This is a genomic window from Microcoleus sp. S13_C3 (assembly GCF_036700905.1).
Classification (GTDB): Bacteria; Cyanobacteriota; Cyanobacteriia; order Cyanobacteriales; family Microcoleaceae; genus Microcoleus.
In genome coordinates, this window is the sequence record NZ_JAUBPT010000127.1 from 1 (window position 1) to 22,590 (window position 22,590).

The following is a 22,590-nucleotide window of genomic DNA, read 5'->3' on the forward strand; positions in this document are numbered from 1 at the left end:
TCGCTTTAAATTCAGTTCCAATTCTAGTTGTTAACATTTCTTTACTTACCTTTGTTTTTTTATACCGACCTACTTACATTTTGGTAAATGCTCTCTGTAATTGACACACTTTCTATTGAGACAAGTTAACTCGTAATTGCGAGTTAATAATTGATAACCAGTGACGAGTTGGCTAATTTCTCCCCAAACCAGTTCCAGAATAGCTTGAGCTGGAATTGCATTACTATCCGTTGAATTGGTTTGAACATTTCCTTCAACTTCTGGAATGACCAACGGGATTTGTTGAGGCAAGCTCAAATTCTGTTTGAGGCTGGTATGAGTGTGGCTAATCGCTACAGTAAACAGTCGAGTTTCAGGGGTGTTTTGCAAAATAGCTTTGCCATTCAAGAGTGAGCGCGAAGTATAAGTCACCAAACAGCCGTCTGAGTTTTGCGTGCGGTAAATAGCACCAGGAAATACCTCTCGATAAGCAATCTCCGCACTGAGGAGTTCAATCTCTTCTTGAGTATCCGCATCCACCAGTTGTATCGTGCTAGAACCCGTTCCCCCTCGAAAGTTTACATCTTTATGCGGAAAGCCTTTAGCCCATAATTTATCCCGGCTTCTGTGAAGAACACCTTGCTCGATTAAAGCCGTTGCAATTTGAGGAGCGCTTTTGCCAAAATAGTGTTTTAACTTACTGGAAGGAATGCCAGTTTCGACAGCCGCGCACATCAAATGTTTGGCAATATCTATGGGATAATTGGCATTAAAGCTTACCAATTCAGATTCGGCAGAAAGTAACAATTCAGGGCGTTCAGCAAAGTAGTTATCTAAAGGCGATTGGGCAATAGGAATAAAGACAATTAAACCGGATTTTGTGCGACCGGCTCGACCAGCTCTCTGCCTAAAAGCTTGCAAGCTTCCCGGCCATCCCCTAATAATAGCAAAGTCAAGTTGAGGCAAATCAATACCTGCTTCGAGAGCGCTGGTGCTGAGGATACACTTAACTGTTCCTGACTTCAAAGAGTTAATAATTCCCATGCGGCGCTCGCTCGTTAAACTGCCGTAGAAAATTGCTACTTGCGACTCAATTCCAGAGTTAGTTTGAGTTACGGCTTCTTGCTTAAAAGTTGCCCACAAGTTCTTTATTGCTTGTCTGCCGTTACCGAAGCAAATTCCGCTTTGCCCTTGCTGCAACAAAAACATAATAATGCGAGCAACATCGGAATTAGCATCATGAGTCGGTTTAGTAACAATTAATTGCCGTTCTGGGACAGCAGCTCCGCTAGAGTTAATCCAAACTAACCGCTCTGATTTATTGAGATTTCGCTTTCGACTTCTACCAGATAGTAACTTCGCTAATTTAACGGGATTGCCAACGGTAGCACTCAATATCAGGAATTGCAGTTTTTGAGAAGAACCTCCGCGCTCGTCTACTGCCAATTTTAAGCGGCGAATTAAGCTAGCCATGTTAGCTCCGTAAACTCCGTTAAAAGTGTGAGCTTCATCTAGGACAATATAGCGGAGGCGACTTAAAAAATGCTGCCAAGGCTGACTCCAGTGAACGCCTTTCAGCGCATAGTGAATTAACTCTGGTGTTGCGCTGATTATGCTAGGATTTGCAGCTAATAATTGTTCTCGGGTTTTGGGAGGAGTATCTCCAGTTAGAAGGGCAAGGCGCGGGCGCGCAGGCTCAGGAATCAGTTGGAGCAAATCGGCAAGTTTTTGACTTTGGTCGGCTGTTAAAGCTTTCAAGCCATAAATAGAGAGTGCAGTAAATTGATGTTGGAGAATGCCCTCTAAAATAGGCAAGTACGCACTTAAAGATTTGCCAGAAGCTGTTGCTGTGCTGAGGATGACATCTTTGCCCTGGCGCACGGCTTTGAGTGTTTTAATTTGGTGCGAATAAAGCTGTTGAATGCCTTGGCTGTGCAAAGCAGAAATTATTGAAGGCGGCAAGTCTTGAGGAATTTTGTAGAGCTTAGGAGTTGTAGCAGTAGCGATTGTCTGATAAATAACCTCTTCGCCTAAAAACTCACACAAATCGGCTGTTGCAGTTGGCTGCAAGTGGCTTGCTTCTGGGAAGTTATTTTGGTGAAAATCATGTCTGGCTATTAGTTGGGAAAGAAGGTTGATATAATTGGGAGGCATTGGTCACTCTAAGAATGAATTTTTTCTCTTTTACTACCGATAGGTAGGAAAAAGAACGAGAGAAGAAATTCCAAAAAAACCAACTGGGAGTCGGACTGAATTTGGTGGCAATTATGGGTTTGGGTTCAGGAACTAGGGAAACGGTAGGTCTCTGGCTCACTGCGCGATTACCCTGCCCCGTGAGACGCTAGCATTAACACAGTACACTTGCTATGTATATAGCGGTTCTCAAGCAAGTGAGGCGTCAACTGCCCATTAAGCTGCTACGCATTTAAAGTGTCTATTGGGAATGAGGGGAAGAGAGGGAGAGGGGAAGAGAGTGCAGTTCGGAGTTGAAGGTTGGAATGTAGCAAAGAAGAGAGGGAGAGGGGGAGAAAGGGAGAAGGGGAGAGAGGGAGAAATTTTTACGCTTTTTCTACAAGGATTGAAGTATATAATTTAAAGACGCGACAGCTTACCAATTACCAATTACCAGATGTACCTCATTTAACCCAGAAGTGTTATAGTATCCAATTAAGAATAATAAACCTATGCCTTACAGTAAATTTACTCTCAGCAAAGCTGTAGATGATTTCCATCTCACAATCATTGAAGGCTCGCGTTTCTTACCAGAAATTTCCCCGGTCACTCCTAGCCCTTTACTACAGGATATTCTTAAAGAAACGATTCCCTGGGCGATCGCGGTGAGTAGCGAAAAAGCTCGTTCGGAGGGGATTATCAATCCTGTGTTACTAGAAGTAAAACGCCAACTTCAAGGACAGATTAGCGTTTTTTCAGGCGAAGAATTCAATGTAGAACCGGAGGCTGAACTCACAGGGTATGTTGACTTTCTCCTGAGTCGTTCCCCGGAGCAACTATTTATCAAAGCCCCTGCGGTTATATTGGTGGAAGCCAAGAAAGAAGACCTTAAACCGGCTCTTGGGCAATGCCTTGCAGAAATGGTTGCAGCTCAACGCTTTAACCAACAAAAGCAACAGCCGATATCGACGATTTATGGAACGGTTACTAGCGGTACAGTTTGGCGGTTTCTTAAACTGGAAGAGCAATGCGCGTCCATTGATCTTACAGATTATCCGCTTCCTCCGGTTGAGCAAATCTTGGGGTTTCTGGTTTGGATGATGCAGGAAAGATGAGCTGCTATTAAACGTTTTTTGAGTAGATCGGTTAACTGATTTTCACTGGGAAGTCTAATAATGATGAGAGTGGGTAAGTTTATTGCGGCTCGGAAGTTTATACAAATAGAGATGAGAGTGCGATTGTACCTTCAAAAACTGCTGCGATATCTAGACAATAACTCAATACGCTTGGGTTAACTGTTTTTGTCATTGCGAGCGTCTTCGCGTTAGCTTTCGCGATCCGTTCGCCGAAGGCGTTCGGTGAAGGGTAGGAAAGCAATCCCGTCTGTTTTTCACATCGTTTTACTGAACAGACTGTCTTAAATAAACCGTATTGGACAATAAATAATGACTATTTTTCGACTCTCTGAGCTTTAAATTCTAACTGCTTTCGCTGTCGTTCTACAAACTCAGCCAGAGAACTTTTTCTCCCTTCCATCTCCTGAAAATCCACCACAAAACTAGCTGTTTTCAGCTCAACCGCTAAAGCTTCAGTAATATCGATAATTTCCACCCAACTCGCACATTGATAATCTGAGTCTTCGTATTGCTTAATTCGATTTTCTTCCAGCCCCAGTCTATCCGCAAGTTCTTTTTGAGTCATTTTCGCAGCAATTCGAGCTTTAATTAAGACTTTTGGCAGCTCTAAAATCGAATCTACTTCAATTTTGAGGTCTTGAGTGCGATCGCACTCCACCAATCTTTCATACTCAGCTATTTCTGCCCTAAAAGTATCCAGATGACTTTGGATAGATTCACGCATCACTAACCACCAAGGATCGTTCTTTTTCACCTCTTCATCTTGGGCGTCATACTGGGCTAGCGTAGATTCACATCTTTTCGCTAACTCTTGGGTATACTCATATTGCTTTTTATTTCTAATCATGGCGACCACCTTACTAAATCTATAGCAATAATTCCTTTAGGATGCAGCTCTCTGTCCCGTTGAAATAATTCATAGGAAGTTAGATCGTAACTACCGACTGGCTGGTCGGACGGAAAGATTTCACCGCGATAAAGAGCTTTCTGTGCGGCTCTATCTGCATAATTTCTCAGTCGAGGAGCATGAGTTTTCAGATAATTCATATCAACCTCTTCTCTATCCCAACAAGCATCAAAATCTTGAGGAGCTAGTTTGCTAGTAATAAAACTACCATTGATGTAAATTGTTCTGCATCCTGCTGCCTTTAGCTGCTCCATTGCCATTTGCAAACCATCTATCATGCGAGTACGAAGTGGTGTTATTCCAAAGCGATCTTTGAATTCTTCCCATTCGGCCCAATACACTCCTGGTGGCAAGTTGCCGTTCTCATCAAATTCGGGAATCATGCCCTCACACCTTTACATTTTAACACAATTTTATTGTCGGTTTTTATAGCTATTGATTTCCTCAGCATACCTGAATATGCAGGCAAAAAGCCATCGCTCTGAGTGATAATTAATAAGTTGTAACAGAAGCGACTGGTGCGATGCAGGGTTTTGAGTTAACTTTCAGTTCTAATTCGACACCGAATGTTCCGAATATTCCGACTCAATACGGTCAAATAGAAGTCGCCACAACTACATTTAGACTCAATGGTCAAACTCACACCTAAACGATGGAATACGACGAGGATTCGGAGGGCCTAATCGTCGCTATCAGAACCTCCCAAAGTAACAGTCAATCAGTAGTTTATGATGCCTTGGAACAGGTCAAATCGATGACAGATGTATTTGGCAACGTCACATCATACAGCTACAACTTGCACCAAGCATCCGGGGCAACAATACAACTCCACCTGCTGGGTCGGTTGTAACTCGCATTGACGAAATTACCTTACAGAAAAAATATGGTAAGCGGAAAGCGAGCAAAACTTTATTTAGTCCGCTCGATGCAAGCGACTCTCTTAGACTTTAGTTCCAGTAAAATTTGGCAACAAATCTGGACTTATTGTACATTATATTACGCCAAAAATGTTAAAAAATAACTTGGATAAGTAATGAAACAACAGCTTTTTTAACAAGACAGTTAATGAAAGGCTGCCGAATTAACTCGGCAGCGCTTTCCTGTTATTTAAGGTGAGTGAGTTGAGTGATGCTGAGCAAAGCAGGCAACATCGAGTCAGGCTTATCTCCTGTTTTGAGAGCAATTTCTAAATCAAACAAAATGGAGAGCGATCGACTTAAACAGTTAGCAGATACTTCCTTAACCTCCTGCTTGAGGAAATACAGCCGTTTGGGGTTACTAATTCCGCACATACTAGCAATTTCACTATCAGAAAGTTTGCCGCCGGAATCCAGAGTAGCTTTTACCCACAGCCAAGTTTTAAACTGAGTTTGGAGAGTGGCAATAATTGCTAAAGGAAACTCTGCCCGAGATAGCAATTCATCAAGCACCTTAATTGCCGCCACTGCTTGACCTTTTAAAAGAGCTTCTGCCAGTTGAAAACAGTTGGCTGTGGTAGCTGGAACGAGGATTTTAGCAGCTTCTTTGGTAATGCGATCGCCCGCAGCATAAATGGCTAATTTCTCCAGTTCACTAACTCTTCTAGCAGAATCGTTACCAATCGCTACCGCTAGATAACTGACAGCATCTCTGGCAATTGAGAGATTCATCTGTTTAGCAGTAGCAGCGATCGCACTTTCAATCAAATCAGTACGCCAAGGGGGAATGAGAGTAAACTCCTTAAGTTTACCAAACAGCAATAAATGCTTGACTACCTTGAGCCGTTTGTCGATAACAGCAGCAGTGAAGACTAAGTGCGTTGTGGCGGGTAATTGGGGCAAAATTTGCAGCAATTCTAGCCCCATTTCTCCAAATTGCTTGAAATCGCAATTTTCAACAACAATAAGTTTGTTTCCTCCGCCGAAAGGAACTGAAGCAGCAGCAGAGAGGGCTGCATCCAGGGAAGAAGCATCGAAGCGGTGGATGTTGAAATCTCGCCAGAGAGGATGAGTTTGAGTCTTAAACTTTTCAACTTCTCGTTCAATTGCGTAGGTGTCATTCCCAATTAGGATGCTAATCATGCTGCTAATTCCTCCTGTTGTTTGACAGTTACAGTAACAGAGCGGCCTAAAGCTTTAGTAACGATCCGCTGCACGCATTCAAGGTGACTCTGAAACTTGTTCGCGTATTTTCTTTCTACTGCTAACACACATGAATCAGCCGAAAGTTCGGCAATTTGAGCGCGGTTTAAGAGGCTACGATTGCCTGGTTTCGCTGCTGCTACTACTTGCGCCCAAGTTGTCTCAAAGTCAGGAGAATCTGCTTCTATTTTTTGAGGGGTTTTATCAAATTTGTCAGGCTGATTAGATTGGGAAGTTGTCGGCAACCGCGTTTCGGGGGCAGCGGGTTTGCTTGACAGCATCAAGTTCAGCAGACAGACTTCTAACCAGGTAGCAGCATTGGTGCTAGTTCTCAATTGAAATTCTGATTTTTGCAATTGTGTACAAGCCGCATCAATTGTTTCAAAATCGAGATGAAGAGCGAGCGAGCGCAGTTGTGAGTAGCCTACTGGCCCTGCAATTAAATTCTGGCAGTGGCGCGTTGATTTGACAATGAGCAAATCTCTCATTGCTGCTAGCAAGCTGCTGAGAATAAGTTTAGGGGTTTTGCCGCTGTCAATGAGCGTTCTCGAAGATTGCAGTACGCTTAAGGTATCGCCAGAATGAATGGCTTTGAGAAGGGCGATCGACTCTTGCTCGCTGATACTGCCAGATACTTCTGCAACTTGAGTTAGGGTAATCTCTGAGTTTAGCAGTGAAAGCTGAGAAAGTAATTGCAGGGCATCTCTTAACCCTCCGTCACAGGTGCGAGCGATCGCCCGCATGGCCTCACTTGCGATCTCAATAGATTCAGTGGAGCTAATTTTGTGCAATTGTCCGACAATAGCATCAACTGACAAGGCTCGGAAGTTAAAAGTTTGGCAGCGGGAGATAATTGTCGGCAGGACTTTATGTGCTTCAGTCGTACAGAGAATAAATACCACATGAGCCGGAGGTTCTTCAAGGCATTTGAGGAGAGCATTTTGAGCGCTGGTACTGAGTTGGTGACACTCGTCTAAAATCCAGATGCGGTAAGGGCTCATCGCTGGCGCAAAGTTGCTGTGTTGTATTAATTCTCTGGCATCATCCACGCCATTGTGAGAGGCAGCATCGATTTCAGTTACGTCTAAGCTTGAACAGGAGTCAATGGTTTTGCAGCTTGAACATTCCCCGCAAGGAGTAGCGGTTGGCTTTTTGCTATTCAAACAATTGAGGGATTTAGCAAGAATGCGAGCGGTTGAGGTTTTGCCTGTTCCTCTGGGCCCGGTAAATAGGTAAGCTTGAGCAATTTTGTCGGAGGTGATGGCATTGGTCAAGGTTGTTTTAATGGTGTCTTGGCCCACTAATTCTTGGAGGTTTTTGGGTCGGTATTTGAGGTGCAGTGGTTGGTACATTTTGAGTGGTTAGAATACTTCTGGTAACTATTCCCCGATAGGGGAGGCATTACCCAGCAGCAGTTCGATCGATCGGAGGCTGGCTCATCTATGGGCGATTTTTATTGGGTAATTACCCAAAATATGTACGGTTTTGTCACCTCCACAGCGCTATAAGCTAGATAGCATTAGAAAAGTGTCAAAAAAATTCGTAATTGTTAATTCGCAATTCGTAATTACAATTAGTAGGGTCTTCCCCTACTGAATAATTCGTACTTGTTAATTCGCCACTCGTAATTGCGAGGTTGAATTACCAAAATCGGAGGTTAAATTAGTAATTATAATTAATTGAAAAACTTTCGCTATAAAACGGCAAAAATAGGATGGCAAATTAGTATTTTTTAGTCAAAAGCCTCCTCATTTTGTAGGAAAAAGCACATTGTTTTGTAGACAAATAAAATATTTATTTTGACTAAGTTTTACTCGCAAATCGGTTCGCCATTACGTATATTGCGGAAAAAATGTTCAGTTCAAATTAAGACCAAATAGTTATTGTAAGATTTTACCAGTGTTGAAAAAAACCTTTTTTGCAGTAATTATTGCGCTTTTATCTTTTATGGTTGCACTCATCCTATCAGCTCAAAGTTCTGAGGCTGTCAGTGAACTCTATGTATTTGGGGACAGTCTTTCGGATATGGGAACGGTGTTTCGAGCGAGCGGGGGTCAATATCCGCCTCGTTCGACTTACTTTCAAGGGCGTTACTCGAATGGTAAAGTTTGGGTAGAGTATCTTGCCGAGCGCCTGAAGTTGCCGCCTGAACGAGTCACTAATTTTGCATCTGGAGGTGCAACAACGGGGAGCGATCGCAATAGCCTTGTCCCGGGTTTGTTAACTCAAGTTAAGTCATGGACTAACTCCCAAAAACAGGCAAATCCTCATGCGGTGTATGTACTGTGGGCGGGTGCGAATGACTATTTGCAGGGGGCAAATAATGCGAATATTCCCGTTGAAAATGTGGCGGGGGCGATCGCATCTCTTGCTGCTGTGGGTGCGAAAAATATCCTGGTGGCAAATTTACCAGATTTGGGGCAGTTACCGGCGACGCGAACAGGCGCTAATTCTGCAAGACTCACTGCGTTAACACAAGCACACAATCAGGGTTTGAGGCGAGCGGTTAAGGTATTAAGTCAACAGCATTCAGACTTGAAAATCGCGACTTTGGATGCTAATGCGCTTTATCGGGAAGCGATCGCGAATCCGGCTAAATATGGCTTGACAAATGTGACGGGTGCGTGTTTATCGGGAGGAGGTGTTTGCGGTAGTCCCGATCGATTTTTGTTTTGGGATGGCATTCATCCGACGACGGCCGCACACAAAATTTTGGGGGAAGCAGCGTCGGCGATTGTGCAGGAGAGCAGGATGATTAAATCTGAATTGGGGATGCTTCGGTAAACCATTTTAAGGCCCGACGGGCGATCGCCACAGGAACGGCATGAGGTCGGTCAAACTGATGATACAGCACTTCATAATCTGTAGGATTTATATATAATTTACGCAACATCACAGACGGGGCTGTTTATCGGGGGGTTGGCCTCCTATTACACCATATACGAACACTCTGCGTAATTTTGGCTATACGATTGCGTTGACATACTCCCCGGCTTAAAAGCGCGGGGATTCTTAACACTTCATTGACCGATACTACCGAAGTAATTTTACTCAGTCTCCATGTTCATTTAGAGTCGTGGCAATGCCCTATCCCGACTTTATTTATATTTTTGGCGGCGTTCTCATCTCTGTCTTGCTTAGTACCGCAATTGAGGCAGAGTATAGAACGCACAGAGAGGTCTATTTTCCCCCACTTAAACCCGCAATCTGAGCAAACTTGGCTGGTAGGTTCCCAGCGACTAATTACTTTGAACTCTCTGCCATACTTCCCACATTTTCCCTCGCACAAAGCCCTAAACTCACCCCAACCTTGCTGACTAATTGCCCTTGATAGCTTCCTATTTTTTACCATTCCTGCTACATTCAAATCTTCTAAAATGACAAGTTGATTATCCTTAGCCAAGTTAGTTGATAGTTTGTGCAAAAAATCTTTTCTAGTGTCAGCAATTCGGTTGTGCAGTCTAGCTATTTGCAGTCGGGTTTTATTCCGCCGTTTAGAGTCGAGTTTTTGACGGGAAAGTTTATGCTGTAATCTGCGAATTTTGCGATCTAACACTTTGTAGTCAGGGCTTACCGCTTTAGTCCCGTCACTCATTACAGCGAAGGTTTTAATGCCTAAATCAATGCCGACGCTGTGGTTCTTAGCTTCGACTTCTTCGGGATAATCCTCTACTACAAAGCTGATCAAATACCGCTCTGCACAATCCTTGATTATAGTTAAAGAGCTTGGATGGTCTGGCAATTCCCTAGACCAAATCAGCTTAACTCTGCCAATCTTTGCAAGGTAAACATAATCATCCCTCAAGGAAAAACCGTTTGTGGTTAGTTTTGCGGATTGGCTGTTTGTCTTTTTTTTGAACTTTGGATAGCCGACTTTTTTGCCTTTACGTTTTCCTTTACAAGAATCAAAGAAATTCTTAAAAGCTGTTTCCAAATCAGAGACAGATTGTTGCAGGCAAATCGCCGACACTTCTCCCAACCATGCTCTCTCCTCAGTCTTTTTTGCCTGAGTTATTACAATTTTTTGCAGGTCTGTACAGCTAGGTTTTTTGGCAGAGTTTTTGCAAATTCTTAGGGCATCATTCCAGACTACTCTAGTACAACCAAACAATTTAGCTAAGCTAATTTTTTGTTCCGTACTAGGATAAAATCTGTATTGATACCGCGCTTTCATGCCTCTCTTTCCTATGTTATTCTTATTATACTATACCACAACATCTGAGAAAATTAGGACAATTTAGAAATTAAAACCGTCCTATAAAGACGGGGCTTTAAACCCCGTTCTTTGGTAAGGGAGAGCATCAATTTTAGATACCACTCCCCACCTTTCAACTATTCTTGCGGAGCGACAATATATTCGCACTCTAAAGCCTCTGTACCCGACGCAGGCGTTCCAAACGGTGCAATCAGTAGGGGAGCGGTAGGAGTTGCCATTAACACCCGCAAATCAGAGCTGGAAATCGCTTTGGCTGTATCAATTAAATAGCGGATGTCGCACTTGAGACAAAACTCACAGCCCCATAGTTTGGCATCAACTGTCTCAGTTCCTGAACTGAGAGTATTGTTGAGTGATGCTCGCACTTGTTGGGCATCTAAATCGAATTCTAAAATAGCTGTTAGGTGAGACTTGTCGCTGTGAGAAGCTAACCTCTCTAAGGCTTTTAAAAAGCTCAGCCTCTCAACCACCACTTGATGGCTAAATTCAGGGCGGTAGGGAGCGATAATTTGGTCGCAAACCGGATATTGCCCTTCTAGCAACTTCGTTGTCAACCGCCAATTATTCCACTCGAATGCGACAAAATTACTAGGTTGGTCTGGCAAACCTTCATAGTAAATCGTAACTTTGTCAGCAGAATTCAAAGAACGCTCCAATAACCGGAGTACCTTAGCAGGGACAGTAAAATTAATTATTTGACTGCTCAAAAGGTGGGAATTGCTGCTTTCGTTCAATCCTAAAACCATTGCTACCCGATGCCCGTCTGTCGTCCAAACTCTCAGTTGATCGAGTCCTCTGTCTGCGTCGTGACTGAGTTGAAAATTCCCTCCTGTTAAAATGCGTTTGTTTTCCTCAGAACTTACAGCAAATAAGCTAGCTTTTAGGACAGAAATTAACACGCTAGCAGGAAGCGTTACAAGTTTCTGTTGAACGCTGGGGATAGCCGGAAATTCGTCCGCAGCTAGCCCGCGAATGGCGTGCTTGCTCCTTGACGCACTCAGAGTGGCACTGACTGATGGAACGTCGCTTCCTTTAATAATTTCAGAAGAACTCTTTAAGGTAAGGCTGCCGTTAGGAAATTTTCCCAGAATGTCAGCAAGTATGGGTGCGGGGAGGGTAAGCTTTCCAGATTGATTGACATTCGCACCAAAGCTCACTTGCATTCCAAATTCTAAGTTGTAGGCAGTTAGATGCAAATGTTGAGTTTCTGCATCAGCTTCAATCAAAATATTGGACAAAATGGGATGGCTGCTATTGCTGGGAATGATGCCTTTCAGGGCTTGTATATAATCGTTGAATTCTCTTGAATTGCAGGCAACTTCAATAGCTGATGGGAGAGTAGAAGGGGAAGGCAATATCGCCTCATTTGACAAGGTTTCTAGAGAAGGAGCTTCGACGGCTGGAAGTGCTGCAAAATTGGTGCAAGTTTGTGAAGCTTCTACTTTTTGTGGATAGATTGTTAAGGGTTCGCAAACCGAGTCAGTTTCAGTTGTTGCTTTGACTGATTTCTTCACAGTTTTGGCAGAATTATGTGCTGTGGCAGTCGAGCGTTTTTTCTTAACTGTTCTCTCCAAATTTTCCTCTTGAGGCGGTGTTCCTGTTAGTCGAGATTTTGCCATAATTAGCCTGGTGTCAGGGGTGCGATTTGCCGCTGCGGTAGCAGCACTTATTCAGGTTGTTGAGAAAGAGGAGTGGGAAGGAGAAGGAGAAAGAGAAGGAAAAGGAGAAAGAGAAGGAAAAGGATAAGGGGAAGGAACCCACGCTTAAAAGCATAGGATTCAAGGGTAGACATTTTGTATCTAACTCGGTGGGTATCGATACAATTATTGATTTTTTGAACGTTGCTATCAACCCACAACTAAAGTTTTTTTCTCCCTCTTTATCTTCTCTTTCCCCTTGCCCTTTCGTTTCCTTGTTCGCCTTATTTTATAAATAGGACTTACGCACAGACTCTACTTTAGGAATTACGCAACTGGCATAGTCCAATCGATTTGTAGGGTGCGTCAGACTTTCGTTATAAGGCGATTATCGAGGGTTTGGGATAGTAACGTACCTTACTAATTGTGCCAGTTGCGCCCAGGACTGTACTTGTAGGTGCTGATGGCACACGTTACTACTACAGATAGTGTAAAAATTGATTTATGCAGCCTAAGTCCTGATGGAGAAGCTTTTTGAAAGTTGAGTGTTACTGACTGTTTTCTACAAACGTATGTGCCTCTTGGTTGAAGACTTTACCTCTTGGTTGAGAAGTTTACATTGTACTTGAGAATTTTATTGTTTGAGTACGAGTCATTGGGGGCAACAAATAATATCCGATATCGGCAGCGGCTTGCACCGACATAATAAAGTCGATGGTACTCTTTAAGTTTCTGTTGCCTGCTCAAATCTTGACCGATTAACAATCTGCTGAAAAGGTCGCTTCCGTCAATACCAACTTCATCAAAAGTGCTGCCTTGCGAATTGTGAATAGTCAGAGCAAAGCAATTGTCAATTTCAGCAAACAAATCATCTTTGAACCAGTAATATTTCCTCCAAAGAAATCCATTGCGTTTAGCACTCTTTAGCTTTTCTTTAAGTTCAGCCTGGTAACGCTTATTTTGCGACTCGTGCAGGACAAAGATTTGCCGAAATAAACCGTCATCAGTCACAATTTTTAGCAGCCAAACTCGATAGCCTCCGTGCTGGTTAATCTCAACTTCCTTGACGGTAAATTCCGTTGAAGTCGGCAAAATTACGGTTTTGCCGTCAGGTGCCATGACGGGTTTTTTGGTAATTAGCCTTTCTCCCGGTACAAATTTGGGTGCAGCTTTACCGTAGACTTGTTCTCTGATAAGCTGATTGTAGTATCTGACTCGTTTGTTAGTCCAGCACAGAATTCTGAAACGATCGGGATTTTGACCAAATTCTAGATCGATCGTTTTGACAGCATATTGTAGCAGCGTTTCTGATTTAACTTTGAATGCACCGTTTGACTTGTCTCCTTTTTTGTATTTAGAGTGTGGCAAAAATATGTCTGCTTTGCTATTGACAAAAGAGCGGCATTCTGTTATGAAATCGAGCACAGGGCTTTCCCCTGCTTGCCTGACAACTTTGGTCAGTACAGCTTTATTGGTAATGCTGAAAGCAGGCGACTTTTTTTCTCCTACAGGATTGAGTTGAGCCGGGTCGCCCATTAAAATTAGCTTGCGGTGATTGAAGAATGTGCGTTCAAAATTGCGTTCTATCCATTTCCACAATTCGCTTCCAACCATCGAACATTCGTCGAGGAAGATGATATCGTAGAGGTGAAGGCTGCTGGAACTTGTCTGTTCCAAAGCTTTTTCTTGTTCTTTTCTGACCATGCCTAATCCTAAAAGTTGGTGTATTGTCATAAAATCTACTCCGAAAATGCCTTGAGACGCTGCCATTTTTCTGAGAATGCCGACTGCTTTGTTAGTAGGTGCTGTGAGGGCAATGCGTTTGCTTTGACTCAAGAGTTCTTGGATAATTTGAAAGACGATTGTGGATTTTCCAGTTCCTGCATAGCCACACAGCAAGAAGAATGACTCGGTAGTGGTTAGAAAGGTTCTCAATTTGTCGAGGGCTTGCTGCTGTTGCGGTTTGAGCGTGAAGGGAAATTGTGTAAGTTTTTGGGGTTGTTCTAGTAAGGTTTGAATCATTAGTTAGCGTCCGTTACTAATTTTATCAACTTCTGATTAAGCGTTAGCTTGACGGGGGAGTCTTTCAAGAGTAGGTTTTTTAGATTTCGGGCAAGGAAGATTCCTAAGTCTTGTTAATAAAACTTTTAAGACAAATAGGAAATTTTTCGGTGTTTTGTCCCTGCCAAAAAGCACCGTCCACACCCTACGAAGTGCTTGCTACTTCCCACTCATCTCGTAAATGGCGTCCTTTCTAAATCAAGTTCAGCAACTTTGGCGAGAGCTTCTAAACGCTTGTTTAATGTTTTATGTCGGGGACATTCTACAGCATACTCGTATTTAGAACCTGTATGTTGAAGTTCATAAATTTGGCACTCAATTAAGTTGCTCAAGTTGCCGACTAGCTTTTTGACAGGTATTAGCCACGCTTTAGCTAACGCTTTAGTACGGAACCCAATCCAAGCTGTAAAGTAGGAGCCGTCTTCGCTAATTTGATAAGCCACATTGGGCGATAATTTAACAATAGGTTCGATGCGGGCAATACCCAAACCTTTGAGTTCTGTCAAGCTGTAACTTAGGAGTTCTCCGCTGTTCCAATGGATGTGAAATGGACGTGGCTCTTCAACGTTCAAGCGTTGGACTGTCCCCATTCGTTGAACTCCTTCTCGGTGCTGTAAAATGCAATCTCCCTCTCTAAATCCGTAGAATCCTTGTTTCTTGGCTAGGTTTTCTAACTGCTGCTTCCAGGCTTCTTCCCAAGCTACGTCAAAGTCGAGAAGTTCGTAATTTTCTTCGCTCAATTGTCGAGCTAGTTTTTCTTTCAACTGCTGTTTTTGGAGCGGCATAGCGAATTCTAAGAAATTATCGGGCACTTCAAGAGCTAAATGCGTCTTAGCTCTGATTCTGAGTTCATTGACAGACAAACAGCGGGTGTCTTTTAATTGCTGGGGTGCAGGAATATCTATAGTACAACTTGTCAGGTAGCCGGGAAACAAGTTGATGGGAAAGAGATAAGATTGGTCGAGAGTAGAGATAAGAATGTGGTGTTCACTCAGCGATTCTACTTTGAAACGAGTTGCGTTACTAAATTGTATTTGTTCGGAATTAGCGAGTACGATAGTTGTGCAAGCTGGAAGTTCTCCAGCAGTCTTTTTAGGGATAAACTGAGGAACGAGGGAGATTGTGAGGGCGCGGATTTCGTCGAGGTTATAAGTCCAAGAAAATGAATCTTCGCCGGGACTTGCGTCCCAAGTAATTGTCACAGGTTTTTCAGTTTTGTTGAGAGAAGTAACAATGCCGTATTGGTTGCCTGTTTTTACGATATCGTTTAATTTGAAGGGATGTTCTTCAGCAGGTGCATCCGCGAGAAAAGGAAAAATTACTGCAATCACTTCTTTAATTTGAGGGGAGTGCTGGCTTGCGGATTCAGGAAAGGTTTTGTGGGGGTTAATATTAGAATTGTTAGTATTCATAAGGGTAAAAAGTTGGTTATCCCTTAACTTCTCCCGCTAGGGGTAGCTTTTAATTTAGAGGTTTCCTCAACCAATAGTTATTGCTTAAATTGCAGGAAATGACTTAGCTGTTGTTAGAGGGGAGGCTCAGTTGCGATCGCCAGCTATACTGGTATCACCCACATCTACGATCGCACAGCTATTAGTGTGAGTATATTTACTCATATAATTAGAGCTATCGGTACAAAATGCGATGGCTCTGGAGCGTCAATTAAAAGTCTAATAACAAGCTCTAGTTAGTAGAGTTTAACAAACCCGGTTTTGAGCATTTATCACTCCAGTTAACAGCCCCCAGTAGATAAAAAATTACCCCAGCTATCAGTAGGAGCTGTAGCTGGGGTAATTCGCCCGAAAGCGGATATATTAATCTAACACAGCTATATCGATTAATTCGATTTCAAACAGAGCTGTGTCGTTATTCTTTAGGCAAAGTAGGCTTTGGTGGGATGTCAAAAACAATCACAAATGTGAATTCTTTGACAAACCGTTGCAAAACCCGAAAATGATCGTCTGCATCCCTCCTGCTGCGAAATCGCGCCACAACAATACGCTGACAATTAGGAAGCAGCTTAATGATGCACCACGGATGCAATCTCTCAAAATAAGTCATTTTAACCTCACCAGCGACAGTAATAGGTTGCGTTCTTTTTTCCTTGCTTGCCATTACGCTAGTTGAGAGAATATTCTTCAAGACAGGTCACGCTGACCTTGACAATTAATTAGGTTTGTGCTAGCAACTGCTCAAATTCTCTTCTAACGCACCTTCTTATCTTCGGAATGCGGACACAGCAAGTTCGCCAGTATGTCGGGAATCTCCTCAAAGTGTTCCAGCAGAAAATCCATTACTGCCAAATGGCGCAAATCAACAGCAGTAGGAAATCTTCGATTTTTTCCCCGCTTAAACCAACCCTGCACTGTTGAATCAGAGCGGGAACAAATGGAGGCAAGTTGCTCGTAACTTACGCCCCACTTGACATAAAACTGTTTCGGCGTCATGCCCAATTGGCATTGGCTGTAAACTGCAATCAAATTGCGTTCTCTATCTGTCAAAGTATGCGGCTTTTTCATCCTCACACCTCTCTAAATCTTCCTCCCACGCCGTATCAAATTGACACCAAGCTGCACTCTTGGAATCAGGAGCCAACCAAATTATGTAGCACCACATCCAACAGCAACGGCGCTGTTCGTAGTTGTAAAATATGCCGATAACTATTCCCCAGTCACCTTCTTCGCCAACATCAGCCCAGCGCACCCTAAAGCCGCACTCAAAGCGCGGGGGATGAATTTTGGCAAAACTTGCAGGCAACTCAGTTGAAGGTGGTATATCCTTCAACTGTTTTAGCGGCAGGCCCGAAATCAAATCTCGCTTTCCTTTTGAGATTGACATGAGTTCTTAACTGTGCATCGACTGCAACAGATTTGTTTTGATAGGTTTTTATGCCAATTTCTTGATAAAGAAATTGCTGCGCGACATTTCCTTAAATCAATCAATTGGAATCTATATTTGACGAACTATTCTCAAAGCCCAACTCTGGCTAGGCTATCAGTTTTTTGAGATACCGCCCAATCGCGTTGATGTCAAGTCCGGTTGCAGCAGACTTGTATAGTAAAGGTGTAGTTGCTTTCGTCAGCGAGGTGCGATGATCGACAAACGTCTCCAAATCGAACCACACCGGGAAGTAGAAGGATTATTGGATAATATTGATGACTTGTTCTTCAGAATATAACCAGCCAGCAAAAAAGGTTGCAGGTAGAATCAAACAATAGTATAATTAGATTAGTTACTAATAATTTTCTTGGTGGCGCGGTGTTATGACAGCCCTTGAACCTGTTACCTTCAGAGACCTCATCGACGCGATCGCTACCTTGCCGATTATCAACTTTCCTGAGAATTATAGTCAGTTGAATAGCAATAAGCGGGAAGTAAGTTGCAACAAGCGCCTCCGATTGCCCAGAAAGCGATTGAGCCGGATTTGGTTGACCATCAAAGAATAGAAGCCACTTAGCCTACTTGACGTAAACCCCCTTTCGTCCAATAATGAAGGAATTTAGTCTAAGAGGCTGCGCCGTGAAGGTTCAAGGGAATGGGCGCGCTAAGATTTTGACGCCCGCAGAAATTGACCGATTGTTTGAGCGGGGTTTTATTACAGCAAGGGACAGGCTTTTGTTTGCTGTAACTTTTTACTGCGCCTGCCGCATTTCAGAGGCGTTAGCTTTAACAACTCACGACATTGTTGGGGGGTCAGTCACGTTGCGGAAAGCGACGACAAAGGGAAAATCAGCAACGCGAACGCTGCCGCTCCATCCTATACTGGCTAAGTATTTAAAGGCTTACAATCCAGATGTGGGTTTTTTGTTTCCGGGCCGAGACAATACGAAGCCTTTGACTCGCGCTCAGGCGGATGTGATTTTTAAAGAAGCTTGCAAGCGGGTAAGAATTAAGGGGGCTTCAACACATTCGATGCGGCGGACGGCACTGACTAATTTGAGCAATGCGGGGGTGCCGCTGCGGGTGATTATGGAGATTTCGGGACACAAAAATTTGTCGAGTCTCCAGCGTTATTTGGAGGTACAGCCGGAACAGCTTGTCAAGGCGATCGCGCTTTTGAAGTGAGCCGTTCAACAGTGAAATTATTTAGTCCTAGCCGCACGCTTCCACATTATGTCATTCGCTCGCCCAGCGCGCGAAGAATCTCAAACCTTTACAAAACCGCCCGCTTAGTGCGTCCAAGACTGTTAGTTTGACGGGCGAACGGGAGCAAATTTTTATTCCTACCCCCAGATGGGGACTTTCCGTACAAAGGGTTGCGCTTCTTTGATGTTGAAGATGCTCCCCCTGATTTGTTTATGAGCCAGAAGTATTGACCAAATTAAACCAGCAAGCGAGCTGGGGATAGCGGAAAAATATCATTAAGAATATTTACAGCAAAAACGATCGCAAGTATAGTAGCAAAATGCAACTAAAAACTGGGCAAATTGTCAGGGTGCGATCGCGCCAATACCTCGTCGAAGAAGTCGCACCCAAATTCTCCGAGGATACAGACACCTTAGTGCGACTGTCGTGCTTAGAAGATGATGCCTTGGGAGAAAGCCTCGAAGTCCTGTGGGAGCGAGAAGTTGACGCCGTAGCGATCGGCAATAACTCTTGGGATTCCGTCGCGAAGCGGGGCTTCGACAATCCTAAACTCTTCTCAGCTTACCTGCACACCCTGCGCTGGAACTGCGTTACTTCAACCGAACCCAAGCTATTTCAATCTCCCTACCGAGCAGGCATCGAAGTTAAAGCTTACCAGTTAGAACCCCTCCGCAAAGCCTTACTCATGCCGAGAGTTGGGTTATTTATTGCCGACGACGTAGGCTTGGGCAAAACGATCGAGGCGGGACTGATTTTGCGGGAAATGCTGATCCGCCAGAAAGTGCGACGGGTGGTGATTTCTTGCCCCCCTACTGTCGTGCGACAGTGGCAAGAAGAAATGGAAAGCCGCTTCGGGCTCAGTTTCATAATTTGCGATCGCTCCTTTGTGGCCACCTGCCGGCGCGATCGCGGGTACGGCATCAACCCCTGGACAACTCACACCCGCTTCATCATCTCCCATGCTTTGCTCAGAGATGAAACCTACACCGGCCCACTGCGAGATTGGCTGGGCGAATTTGCAGCCGCATCGATGCTAATTTTAGATGAAGCGCACAATGCCGCCCCTGCCAGCGGTGCTAAATATGCCGTTGATTCTCAGCTAACTCGCACAGTGCGAGATTTAGCGCCTCGTTTTGAACATAAGTTATTTCTCTCAGCAACGCCTCACAACGGCCATTCTAATAGTTTTGCAGCGTTGTTAGAAATTTTAGATCCGCAGCGGTTTTGCCGGGGTGTCCCCGTGCGCGATCGCAAATTACTCGACTCGGTAATGGTGCGCCGTCTCAAGCGAGACTTGCGGGAAATTGGCGATGATTTTCCGAGAAGGGAAGTGATTGCGATCTCGATCGACAACCTGCCTGAAACTGCACCCGAACTCCAACTTTCGCGCTTGCTGCAACACTATCGAGAATTGCGAGAAGAGCGATTGCAAGGTGAATCTCGCAGCAACCAAGCAGCGGCGATGTTAGTAATTACCAATTTGCAAAAGCGCTTGCTGTCATCTATCGAAGCCTTTACTCGCACGTTGAAAGTTCACCGAGTAGCTTTAGAAAAGCAAGTTTCTAAACAGCCAATTTTGCGGTTAGAACGTTTACAACTGCTGTCTGAATCGGCGGGAGGTGATGATGAGCGGGCGGAACTGCCAGAGGAAGAAGTGCAGGCAGAAGAAGACGCGCAAATGGCAGCGGCAACTGCTAATAGTTTATCACAAATTACCCAGCGAGAACAAGAAATTTTGTCAGAAATGGCGGAAATTGCCAATGCTGCTCGTTATCAACCTGACCCGAGAATTATTAAGTTAATTGAGTGGATTAGAGAAAATCTGTGTCCTGATTTAGGGCAGCCAAATGCTCAATGGTTAGAGCGGCGCGTCCTAATTTTCACAGAATATACGGATACCAAACGTTACTTAGAAGAACAATTGCGATCTGCCTTTGCCAATTCTCACTTAGAACACCAACGAATCGGCGTTTTTCATGGTGGCATTGGCGAGGAACGGCGCGAGGCTATTAAACAGGCATTTAACAGCGACCCAGCCAGCAATCCCCTCCGCATTCTGATTGCCACAGATGCAGCACGAGAAGGGATAAACTTACAAAATTATTGTGCTGATTTATTCCATTTTGACATACCTTGGAATCCCAGCCGCATGGAACAACGCAACGGTCGCATTGATAGGAAGCTTCAGCGTTCGCCTGTTGTTAATTGCCATTATTTTGTATTGCCGCAGCGAATTGAAGATCGAGTTTTAGAGGTTTTAATTCAGAAAACAAAAACCATTCAAGCAGAGTTGGGAACTTTGACACCTGTTGTTGAAAAAAGTATGTCTCGTCTGCTGCAAAATGGGATTATTCATAAAGAACTAGGAAAAATTACTCAATCCCTTGAACAAATATCTGTAAGCTGCGTCAGTCCTAATTCAAGTACGCAGTTAGAAACATTTAATACTGATGCACCCTACACAATCAACTCAGAAACAATTAATCCTAACACATCCACCGCGATTGACGAAGAATTAGAAGAAATTCGCCTTCGCAAACAAGACCTCACTAAACAGATTTCCGAACTTCAAGAAATGCTCAAGAAATCGCGGGATTGGTTAGGTTTAGATGACCGCCATTTCCGGGATGCAATCTCAGCTTCCTTGGAAATTTTAGGTGCACAGCAACTCAAGCCCATTGACGTAATCGCAGCAAACCACAATCCAGAAACAGCGAAATGGGAAATTCCTGCACTTAACCAACGAGTCGGGGCAGATCCAACTTGGACAGTGACGCTGGATAGCTTGAGAAAACCTCGCCAAAGAAGTCAACAACTCTGGGATTGGCGTAGGGAATCTCCCATCCGACCAGTAGTTTTTCGTGACCCAGGTTCTCTGGATGGCGAAGTGGTACACTTACATTTAGAACACAAAATTGTGCAGCGATTATTGGGACGATTTTTAGCCCAAGGATTTCTGCATGATGAATTAACTCGCGCTTGTATTTGTCTCACGGATGACCCGATTCCTAAAGTTATTGCCTTGGGGAGATTGTCACTTTATGGAGAAGGTGCTACCCGACTTCATGATGAAGTAATTGCCGTTGCTGCGGAGTGGATAGATCCGGCAAATAGGGGGCGGAAAAAACTGAAGCCTTTGGGAGAGGGAGAGAAAGAAAATGTATTGGAATTGCTAGAAAATTCCTTGGCAAATCCGCGATTGCGAGAGGTTTCTGAAGGGGTAAAGATTCGCCTAAAGGAAAGTGCGTCTCAGGATGTTGAGGAGTTAATTCCGAACCTGGAAAGTCGGGCAGAAGTATTAGCCCAAAGGGCAAAGCGGAAGTTAAATGAGCGCGGTTTGAAAGAAGCAACTGAGATGAAGAAAATTTTAGAACAGCAGCAACAGCGCATTTTAGCACGGCAACAAGAAACTCAAGCGATTCAGTTATCTCTTTTTCCAGAAGAGGAACAGCGACAAGTGGATGCTGATAGGCGTTATTGGCAGAAACGTCTGCAAAGTTTGTCTGAGGAATTAGTGAAAGAACCGGCTCGAATTGAAGCGATTTATCAGGTAAAAGCGGTTCGAGTTGAACCAGTGGGGTTAATGTATTTATATCCGGTGTCGGGTTGAGTTTGGGTAAGGTGCGTCAGAGTCTGGGTAGGGTGCGTCAGGCGGTTATTCATAGTTAGAGTTGAGTATTTTAAAGCTGACGCACCCTACAATCGAGTCTGGGTAGGGTGCGTCAGGCGATTATTCATAGTTATAGTTGCGTATTTTAAAGCTGACGCACCCTACAATCGAGTCTGGGTAGTATTTTAAAGCTGACGCACCTTACAATTATACAATTTAGGGACAAGGTAAAGTCAGGAGGAACAATGGCACAAGATCCAGAATTAATCAGACATAAAGAATGGTTGGGATTCTTGCAACCAGTGGGACTTGTTGTGTCGCCTCCCGCCTTAGTAAAATTTCAGTGCGTGCCGAGTCGCAATATCGTTGAATTGCAGCAAGCTTTGCAAGAAATTATTACCACAAATAGCGACGAAAGTCAAGCATTAATTTCAGATTTTCCCGCCTTTGTGACCGAGGTTTTGGGGTGGGAACCCTATGATTTAGTGGCAGAAATTGCTCCAGAATTTACGGTGCCACTTCCTGACTACGGCGAGACTTTAAAACCAACTTATACAGTTCTAGATCCAGAAGCAGTTCGCCCCTGTATATTAAGTAGGTAGGCGTAAAAAAACCAAATCATGTTAAGATAAGTAAACACTCAAGATTTGATTTACAAAATCAACA

The 22,590-nt window shown here is 43.8% G+C and carries 21 protein-coding genes; 8 read left to right on the plus strand and 13 right to left on the minus strand.

The window, feature by feature from the left end; all coding sequences use genetic code 11:
* Positions 1 to 69: 69 nt before the first annotated feature.
* Complete coding sequence (locus tag QUA16_RS26920; RefSeq protein WP_333108945.1) at positions 70 to 2,133, minus strand: DEAD/DEAH box helicase; 2,064 nt, start codon at positions 2,131 to 2,133, stop codon at positions 70 to 72.
* 530 nt (positions 2,134 to 2,663) lie between these two features.
* Between QUA16_RS26920 and QUA16_RS26925 the strand changes: the two genes are divergently transcribed.
* Positions 2,664 to 3,266 carry a hypothetical protein gene (locus tag QUA16_RS26925; protein WP_172186646.1) on the plus strand — a complete coding sequence of 201 codons (603 nt, stop codon included), beginning with the start codon at positions 2,664 to 2,666 and terminating at the stop codon, positions 3,264 to 3,266.
* A 334-nt stretch (positions 3,267 to 3,600) separates the two neighbouring features.
* Here the strand turns inward: QUA16_RS26925 and QUA16_RS26930 are convergent, their stop codons facing one another.
* Entirely contained in the window at positions 3,601 to 4,134 is a 534-nt protein-coding gene (locus QUA16_RS26930; RefSeq protein WP_333108944.1) for a helix-turn-helix transcriptional regulator, read from the minus strand.
* The gene (locus tag QUA16_RS26935) at positions 4,131 to 4,577 is read right to left on the minus strand and encodes a DUF6932 family protein (protein ID WP_194008898.1); all 447 of its coding nucleotides are present in this window, start codon (positions 4,575 to 4,577) and stop codon (positions 4,131 to 4,133) included. The genes QUA16_RS26930 and QUA16_RS26935 overlap by 4 nt, the downstream gene beginning before the upstream one ends.
* Positions 4,578 to 4,717: 140 nt before the next feature.
* Here QUA16_RS26935 and QUA16_RS26940 point away from each other — a divergent pair, with 140 nt between their 5' ends.
* Together QUA16_RS26940 and QUA16_RS26945 are read left to right on the plus strand one after the other, a co-directional pair.
* Positions 4,718 to 4,843 carry a hypothetical protein gene (locus QUA16_RS26940; RefSeq protein ID WP_333108940.1) on the plus strand — a complete coding sequence of 42 codons (126 nt, stop codon included), beginning with the start codon at positions 4,718 to 4,720 and terminating at the stop codon, positions 4,841 to 4,843.
* Between the two features lie 3 nt (positions 4,844 to 4,846).
* On the plus strand, positions 4,847 to 5,044 hold the full coding sequence (locus QUA16_RS26945; RefSeq protein WP_333108937.1) for a hypothetical protein: 198 nt from the start codon (positions 4,847 to 4,849) through the stop codon (positions 5,042 to 5,044).
* 253 nt (positions 5,045 to 5,297) lie between these two features.
* Here QUA16_RS26945 and holA read toward each other — a convergent pair whose 3' ends face one another.
* Together holA and dnaX are read right to left on the minus strand one after the other, a co-directional pair.
* Complete coding sequence (gene holA, locus QUA16_RS26950) at positions 5,298 to 6,254, minus strand: DNA polymerase III subunit delta (protein ID WP_333108935.1); 957 nt, start codon at positions 6,252 to 6,254, stop codon at positions 5,298 to 5,300.
* Positions 6,251 to 7,666, minus strand: a complete 1,416-nt coding sequence (dnaX, locus tag QUA16_RS26955) for a DNA polymerase III subunit gamma/tau (protein ID WP_333108933.1) — start codon at positions 7,664 to 7,666, stop codon at positions 6,251 to 6,253. The genes holA and dnaX overlap by 4 nt, the downstream gene beginning before the upstream one ends.
* Before the next feature lie 547 nt (positions 7,667 to 8,213).
* Here dnaX and QUA16_RS26960 point away from each other — a divergent pair.
* The gene (locus QUA16_RS26960; protein WP_333181475.1) at positions 8,214 to 9,098 is read left to right on the plus strand and encodes an SGNH/GDSL hydrolase family protein; all 885 of its coding nucleotides are present in this window, start codon (positions 8,214 to 8,216) and stop codon (positions 9,096 to 9,098) included.
* Here QUA16_RS26960 and QUA16_RS26965 read toward each other — a convergent pair.
* The 8 genes from QUA16_RS26965 to QUA16_RS27000 form a co-directional block, all read right to left on the minus strand.
* Positions 9,070 to 9,207, minus strand: coding sequence for a hypothetical protein (locus QUA16_RS26965; RefSeq protein ID WP_333181477.1), 138 nt, complete (start codon positions 9,205 to 9,207; stop codon positions 9,070 to 9,072). The genes QUA16_RS26960 and QUA16_RS26965 overlap by 29 nt on opposite strands.
* A gap of 171 nt (positions 9,208 to 9,378) precedes the next feature.
* The gene (locus QUA16_RS26970) at positions 9,379 to 10,488 is read right to left on the minus strand and encodes a transposase (protein ID WP_333181479.1); all 1,110 of its coding nucleotides are present in this window, start codon (positions 10,486 to 10,488) and stop codon (positions 9,379 to 9,381) included.
* Between the two features lie 158 nt (positions 10,489 to 10,646).
* On the minus strand, positions 10,647 to 12,149 hold the full coding sequence (dnaN, locus tag QUA16_RS26975) for a DNA polymerase III subunit beta (RefSeq protein WP_333108493.1): 1,503 nt from the start codon (positions 12,147 to 12,149) through the stop codon (positions 10,647 to 10,649).
* Between the two features lie 612 nt (positions 12,150 to 12,761).
* Positions 12,762 to 14,189 (minus strand): DEAD/DEAH box helicase, encoded by a 1,428-nt coding sequence (locus tag QUA16_RS26980; RefSeq protein WP_333108492.1) that lies wholly within the window; start codon positions 14,187 to 14,189, stop codon positions 12,762 to 12,764.
* A gap of 209 nt (positions 14,190 to 14,398) precedes the next feature.
* Entirely contained in the window at positions 14,399 to 15,640 is a 1,242-nt protein-coding gene (locus tag QUA16_RS26985; protein WP_333108491.1) for a hypothetical protein, read from the minus strand.
* A gap of 454 nt (positions 15,641 to 16,094) precedes the next feature.
* Positions 16,095 to 16,343 carry a hypothetical protein gene (locus tag QUA16_RS26990; RefSeq protein WP_333181480.1) on the minus strand — a complete coding sequence of 83 codons (249 nt, stop codon included), beginning with the start codon at positions 16,341 to 16,343 and terminating at the stop codon, positions 16,095 to 16,097.
* An 89-nt stretch (positions 16,344 to 16,432) separates the two neighbouring features.
* A complete protein-coding gene (locus tag QUA16_RS26995) occupies positions 16,433 to 16,747 on the minus strand; it encodes a helix-turn-helix domain-containing protein (RefSeq protein WP_333108490.1) in 315 nt (104 codons plus the stop codon).
* Entirely contained in the window at positions 16,719 to 17,066 is a 348-nt protein-coding gene (locus tag QUA16_RS27000) for a hypothetical protein (protein WP_333108489.1), read from the minus strand. Before QUA16_RS27000 ends, QUA16_RS26995 begins: the two co-directional genes overlap by 29 nt.
* 425 nt (positions 17,067 to 17,491) lie before the next feature.
* Between QUA16_RS27000 and QUA16_RS27005 the strand changes: the two genes are divergently transcribed.
* The 4 genes from QUA16_RS27005 to QUA16_RS27020 all read left to right on the plus strand — a co-directional run bounded on the left by QUA16_RS27005 (position 17,492) and on the right by QUA16_RS27020 (position 22,526).
* Positions 17,492 to 17,674 carry a hypothetical protein gene (locus QUA16_RS27005; RefSeq protein ID WP_333108488.1) on the plus strand — a complete coding sequence of 61 codons (183 nt, stop codon included), beginning with the start codon at positions 17,492 to 17,494 and terminating at the stop codon, positions 17,672 to 17,674.
* Between the two features lie 73 nt (positions 17,675 to 17,747).
* Positions 17,748 to 18,293, plus strand: a complete 546-nt coding sequence (locus tag QUA16_RS27010) for a site-specific integrase (protein WP_333108487.1) — start codon at positions 17,748 to 17,750, stop codon at positions 18,291 to 18,293.
* Positions 18,294 to 18,633: 340 nt separating this feature from the next.
* Positions 18,634 to 21,924: a DISARM system SNF2-like helicase DrmD gene (gene drmD, locus QUA16_RS27015; protein ID WP_333108486.1), complete on the plus strand. Its 3,291-nt coding sequence runs from the start codon at positions 18,634 to 18,636 to the stop codon at positions 21,922 to 21,924.
* Positions 21,925 to 22,169: 245 nt separating this feature from the next.
* A complete protein-coding gene (locus QUA16_RS27020) occupies positions 22,170 to 22,526 on the plus strand; it encodes a hypothetical protein (protein WP_333108484.1) in 357 nt (118 codons plus the stop codon).
* Positions 22,527 to 22,590 lie beyond the last annotated feature (64 nt).

Excerpts from the sequence above, each read along its gene's own strand:
- QUA16_RS26920 (WP_333108945.1), bottom strand. The coding sequence starts at position 2,133 with ATGCCTCCCAATTATATCAACCTTCTTTCCCAACTAATAGCCAGACAT.
- QUA16_RS26925 (WP_172186646.1), top strand. The coding sequence starts at position 2,664 with ATGCCTTACAGTAAATTTACTCTCAGCAAAGCTGTAGATGATTTCCAT.
- QUA16_RS26930 (WP_333108944.1), bottom strand. The coding sequence starts at position 4,134 with ATGATTAGAAATAAAAAGCAATATGAGTATACCCAAGAGTTAGCGAAA.
- QUA16_RS26935 (WP_194008898.1), bottom strand. The coding sequence starts at position 4,577 with ATGATTCCCGAATTTGATGAGAACGGCAACTTGCCACCAGGAGTGTAT.
- QUA16_RS26940 (WP_333108940.1), top strand. The coding sequence starts at position 4,718 with ATGCAGGGTTTTGAGTTAACTTTCAGTTCTAATTCGACACCGAATGTT.
- QUA16_RS26945 (WP_333108937.1), top strand. The coding sequence starts at position 4,847 with ATGGAATACGACGAGGATTCGGAGGGCCTAATCGTCGCTATCAGAACC.
- holA (WP_333108935.1), bottom strand. The coding sequence starts at position 6,254 with ATGATTAGCATCCTAATTGGGAATGACACCTACGCAATTGAACGAGAA.
- dnaX (WP_333108933.1), bottom strand. The coding sequence starts at position 7,666 with ATGTACCAACCACTGCACCTCAAATACCGACCCAAAAACCTCCAAGAA.
- QUA16_RS26965 (WP_333181477.1), bottom strand. The coding sequence starts at position 9,207 with ATGTTGCGTAAATTATATATAAATCCTACAGATTATGAAGTGCTGTAT.
- QUA16_RS26970 (WP_333181479.1), bottom strand. The coding sequence starts at position 10,488 with ATGAAAGCGCGGTATCAATACAGATTTTATCCTAGTACGGAACAAAAA.
- dnaN (WP_333108493.1), bottom strand. The coding sequence starts at position 12,149 with ATGGCAAAATCTCGACTAACAGGAACACCGCCTCAAGAGGAAAATTTG.
- QUA16_RS26980 (WP_333108492.1), bottom strand. The coding sequence starts at position 14,189 with ATGATTCAAACCTTACTAGAACAACCCCAAAAACTTACACAATTTCCC.
- QUA16_RS26985 (WP_333108491.1), bottom strand. The coding sequence starts at position 15,640 with ATGAATACTAACAATTCTAATATTAACCCCCACAAAACCTTTCCTGAA.
- QUA16_RS26990 (WP_333181480.1), bottom strand. The coding sequence starts at position 16,343 with ATGGCAAGCAAGGAAAAAAGAACGCAACCTATTACTGTCGCTGGTGAG.
- QUA16_RS26995 (WP_333108490.1), bottom strand. The coding sequence starts at position 16,747 with ATGAAAAAGCCGCATACTTTGACAGATAGAGAACGCAATTTGATTGCA.
- QUA16_RS27000 (WP_333108489.1), bottom strand. The coding sequence starts at position 17,066 with ATGTCAATCTCAAAAGGAAAGCGAGATTTGATTTCGGGCCTGCCGCTA.
- QUA16_RS27005 (WP_333108488.1), top strand. The coding sequence starts at position 17,492 with ATGACAGCCCTTGAACCTGTTACCTTCAGAGACCTCATCGACGCGATC.
- drmD (WP_333108486.1), top strand. The coding sequence starts at position 18,634 with ATGCAACTAAAAACTGGGCAAATTGTCAGGGTGCGATCGCGCCAATAC.
- QUA16_RS27020 (WP_333108484.1), top strand. The coding sequence starts at position 22,170 with ATGGCACAAGATCCAGAATTAATCAGACATAAAGAATGGTTGGGATTC.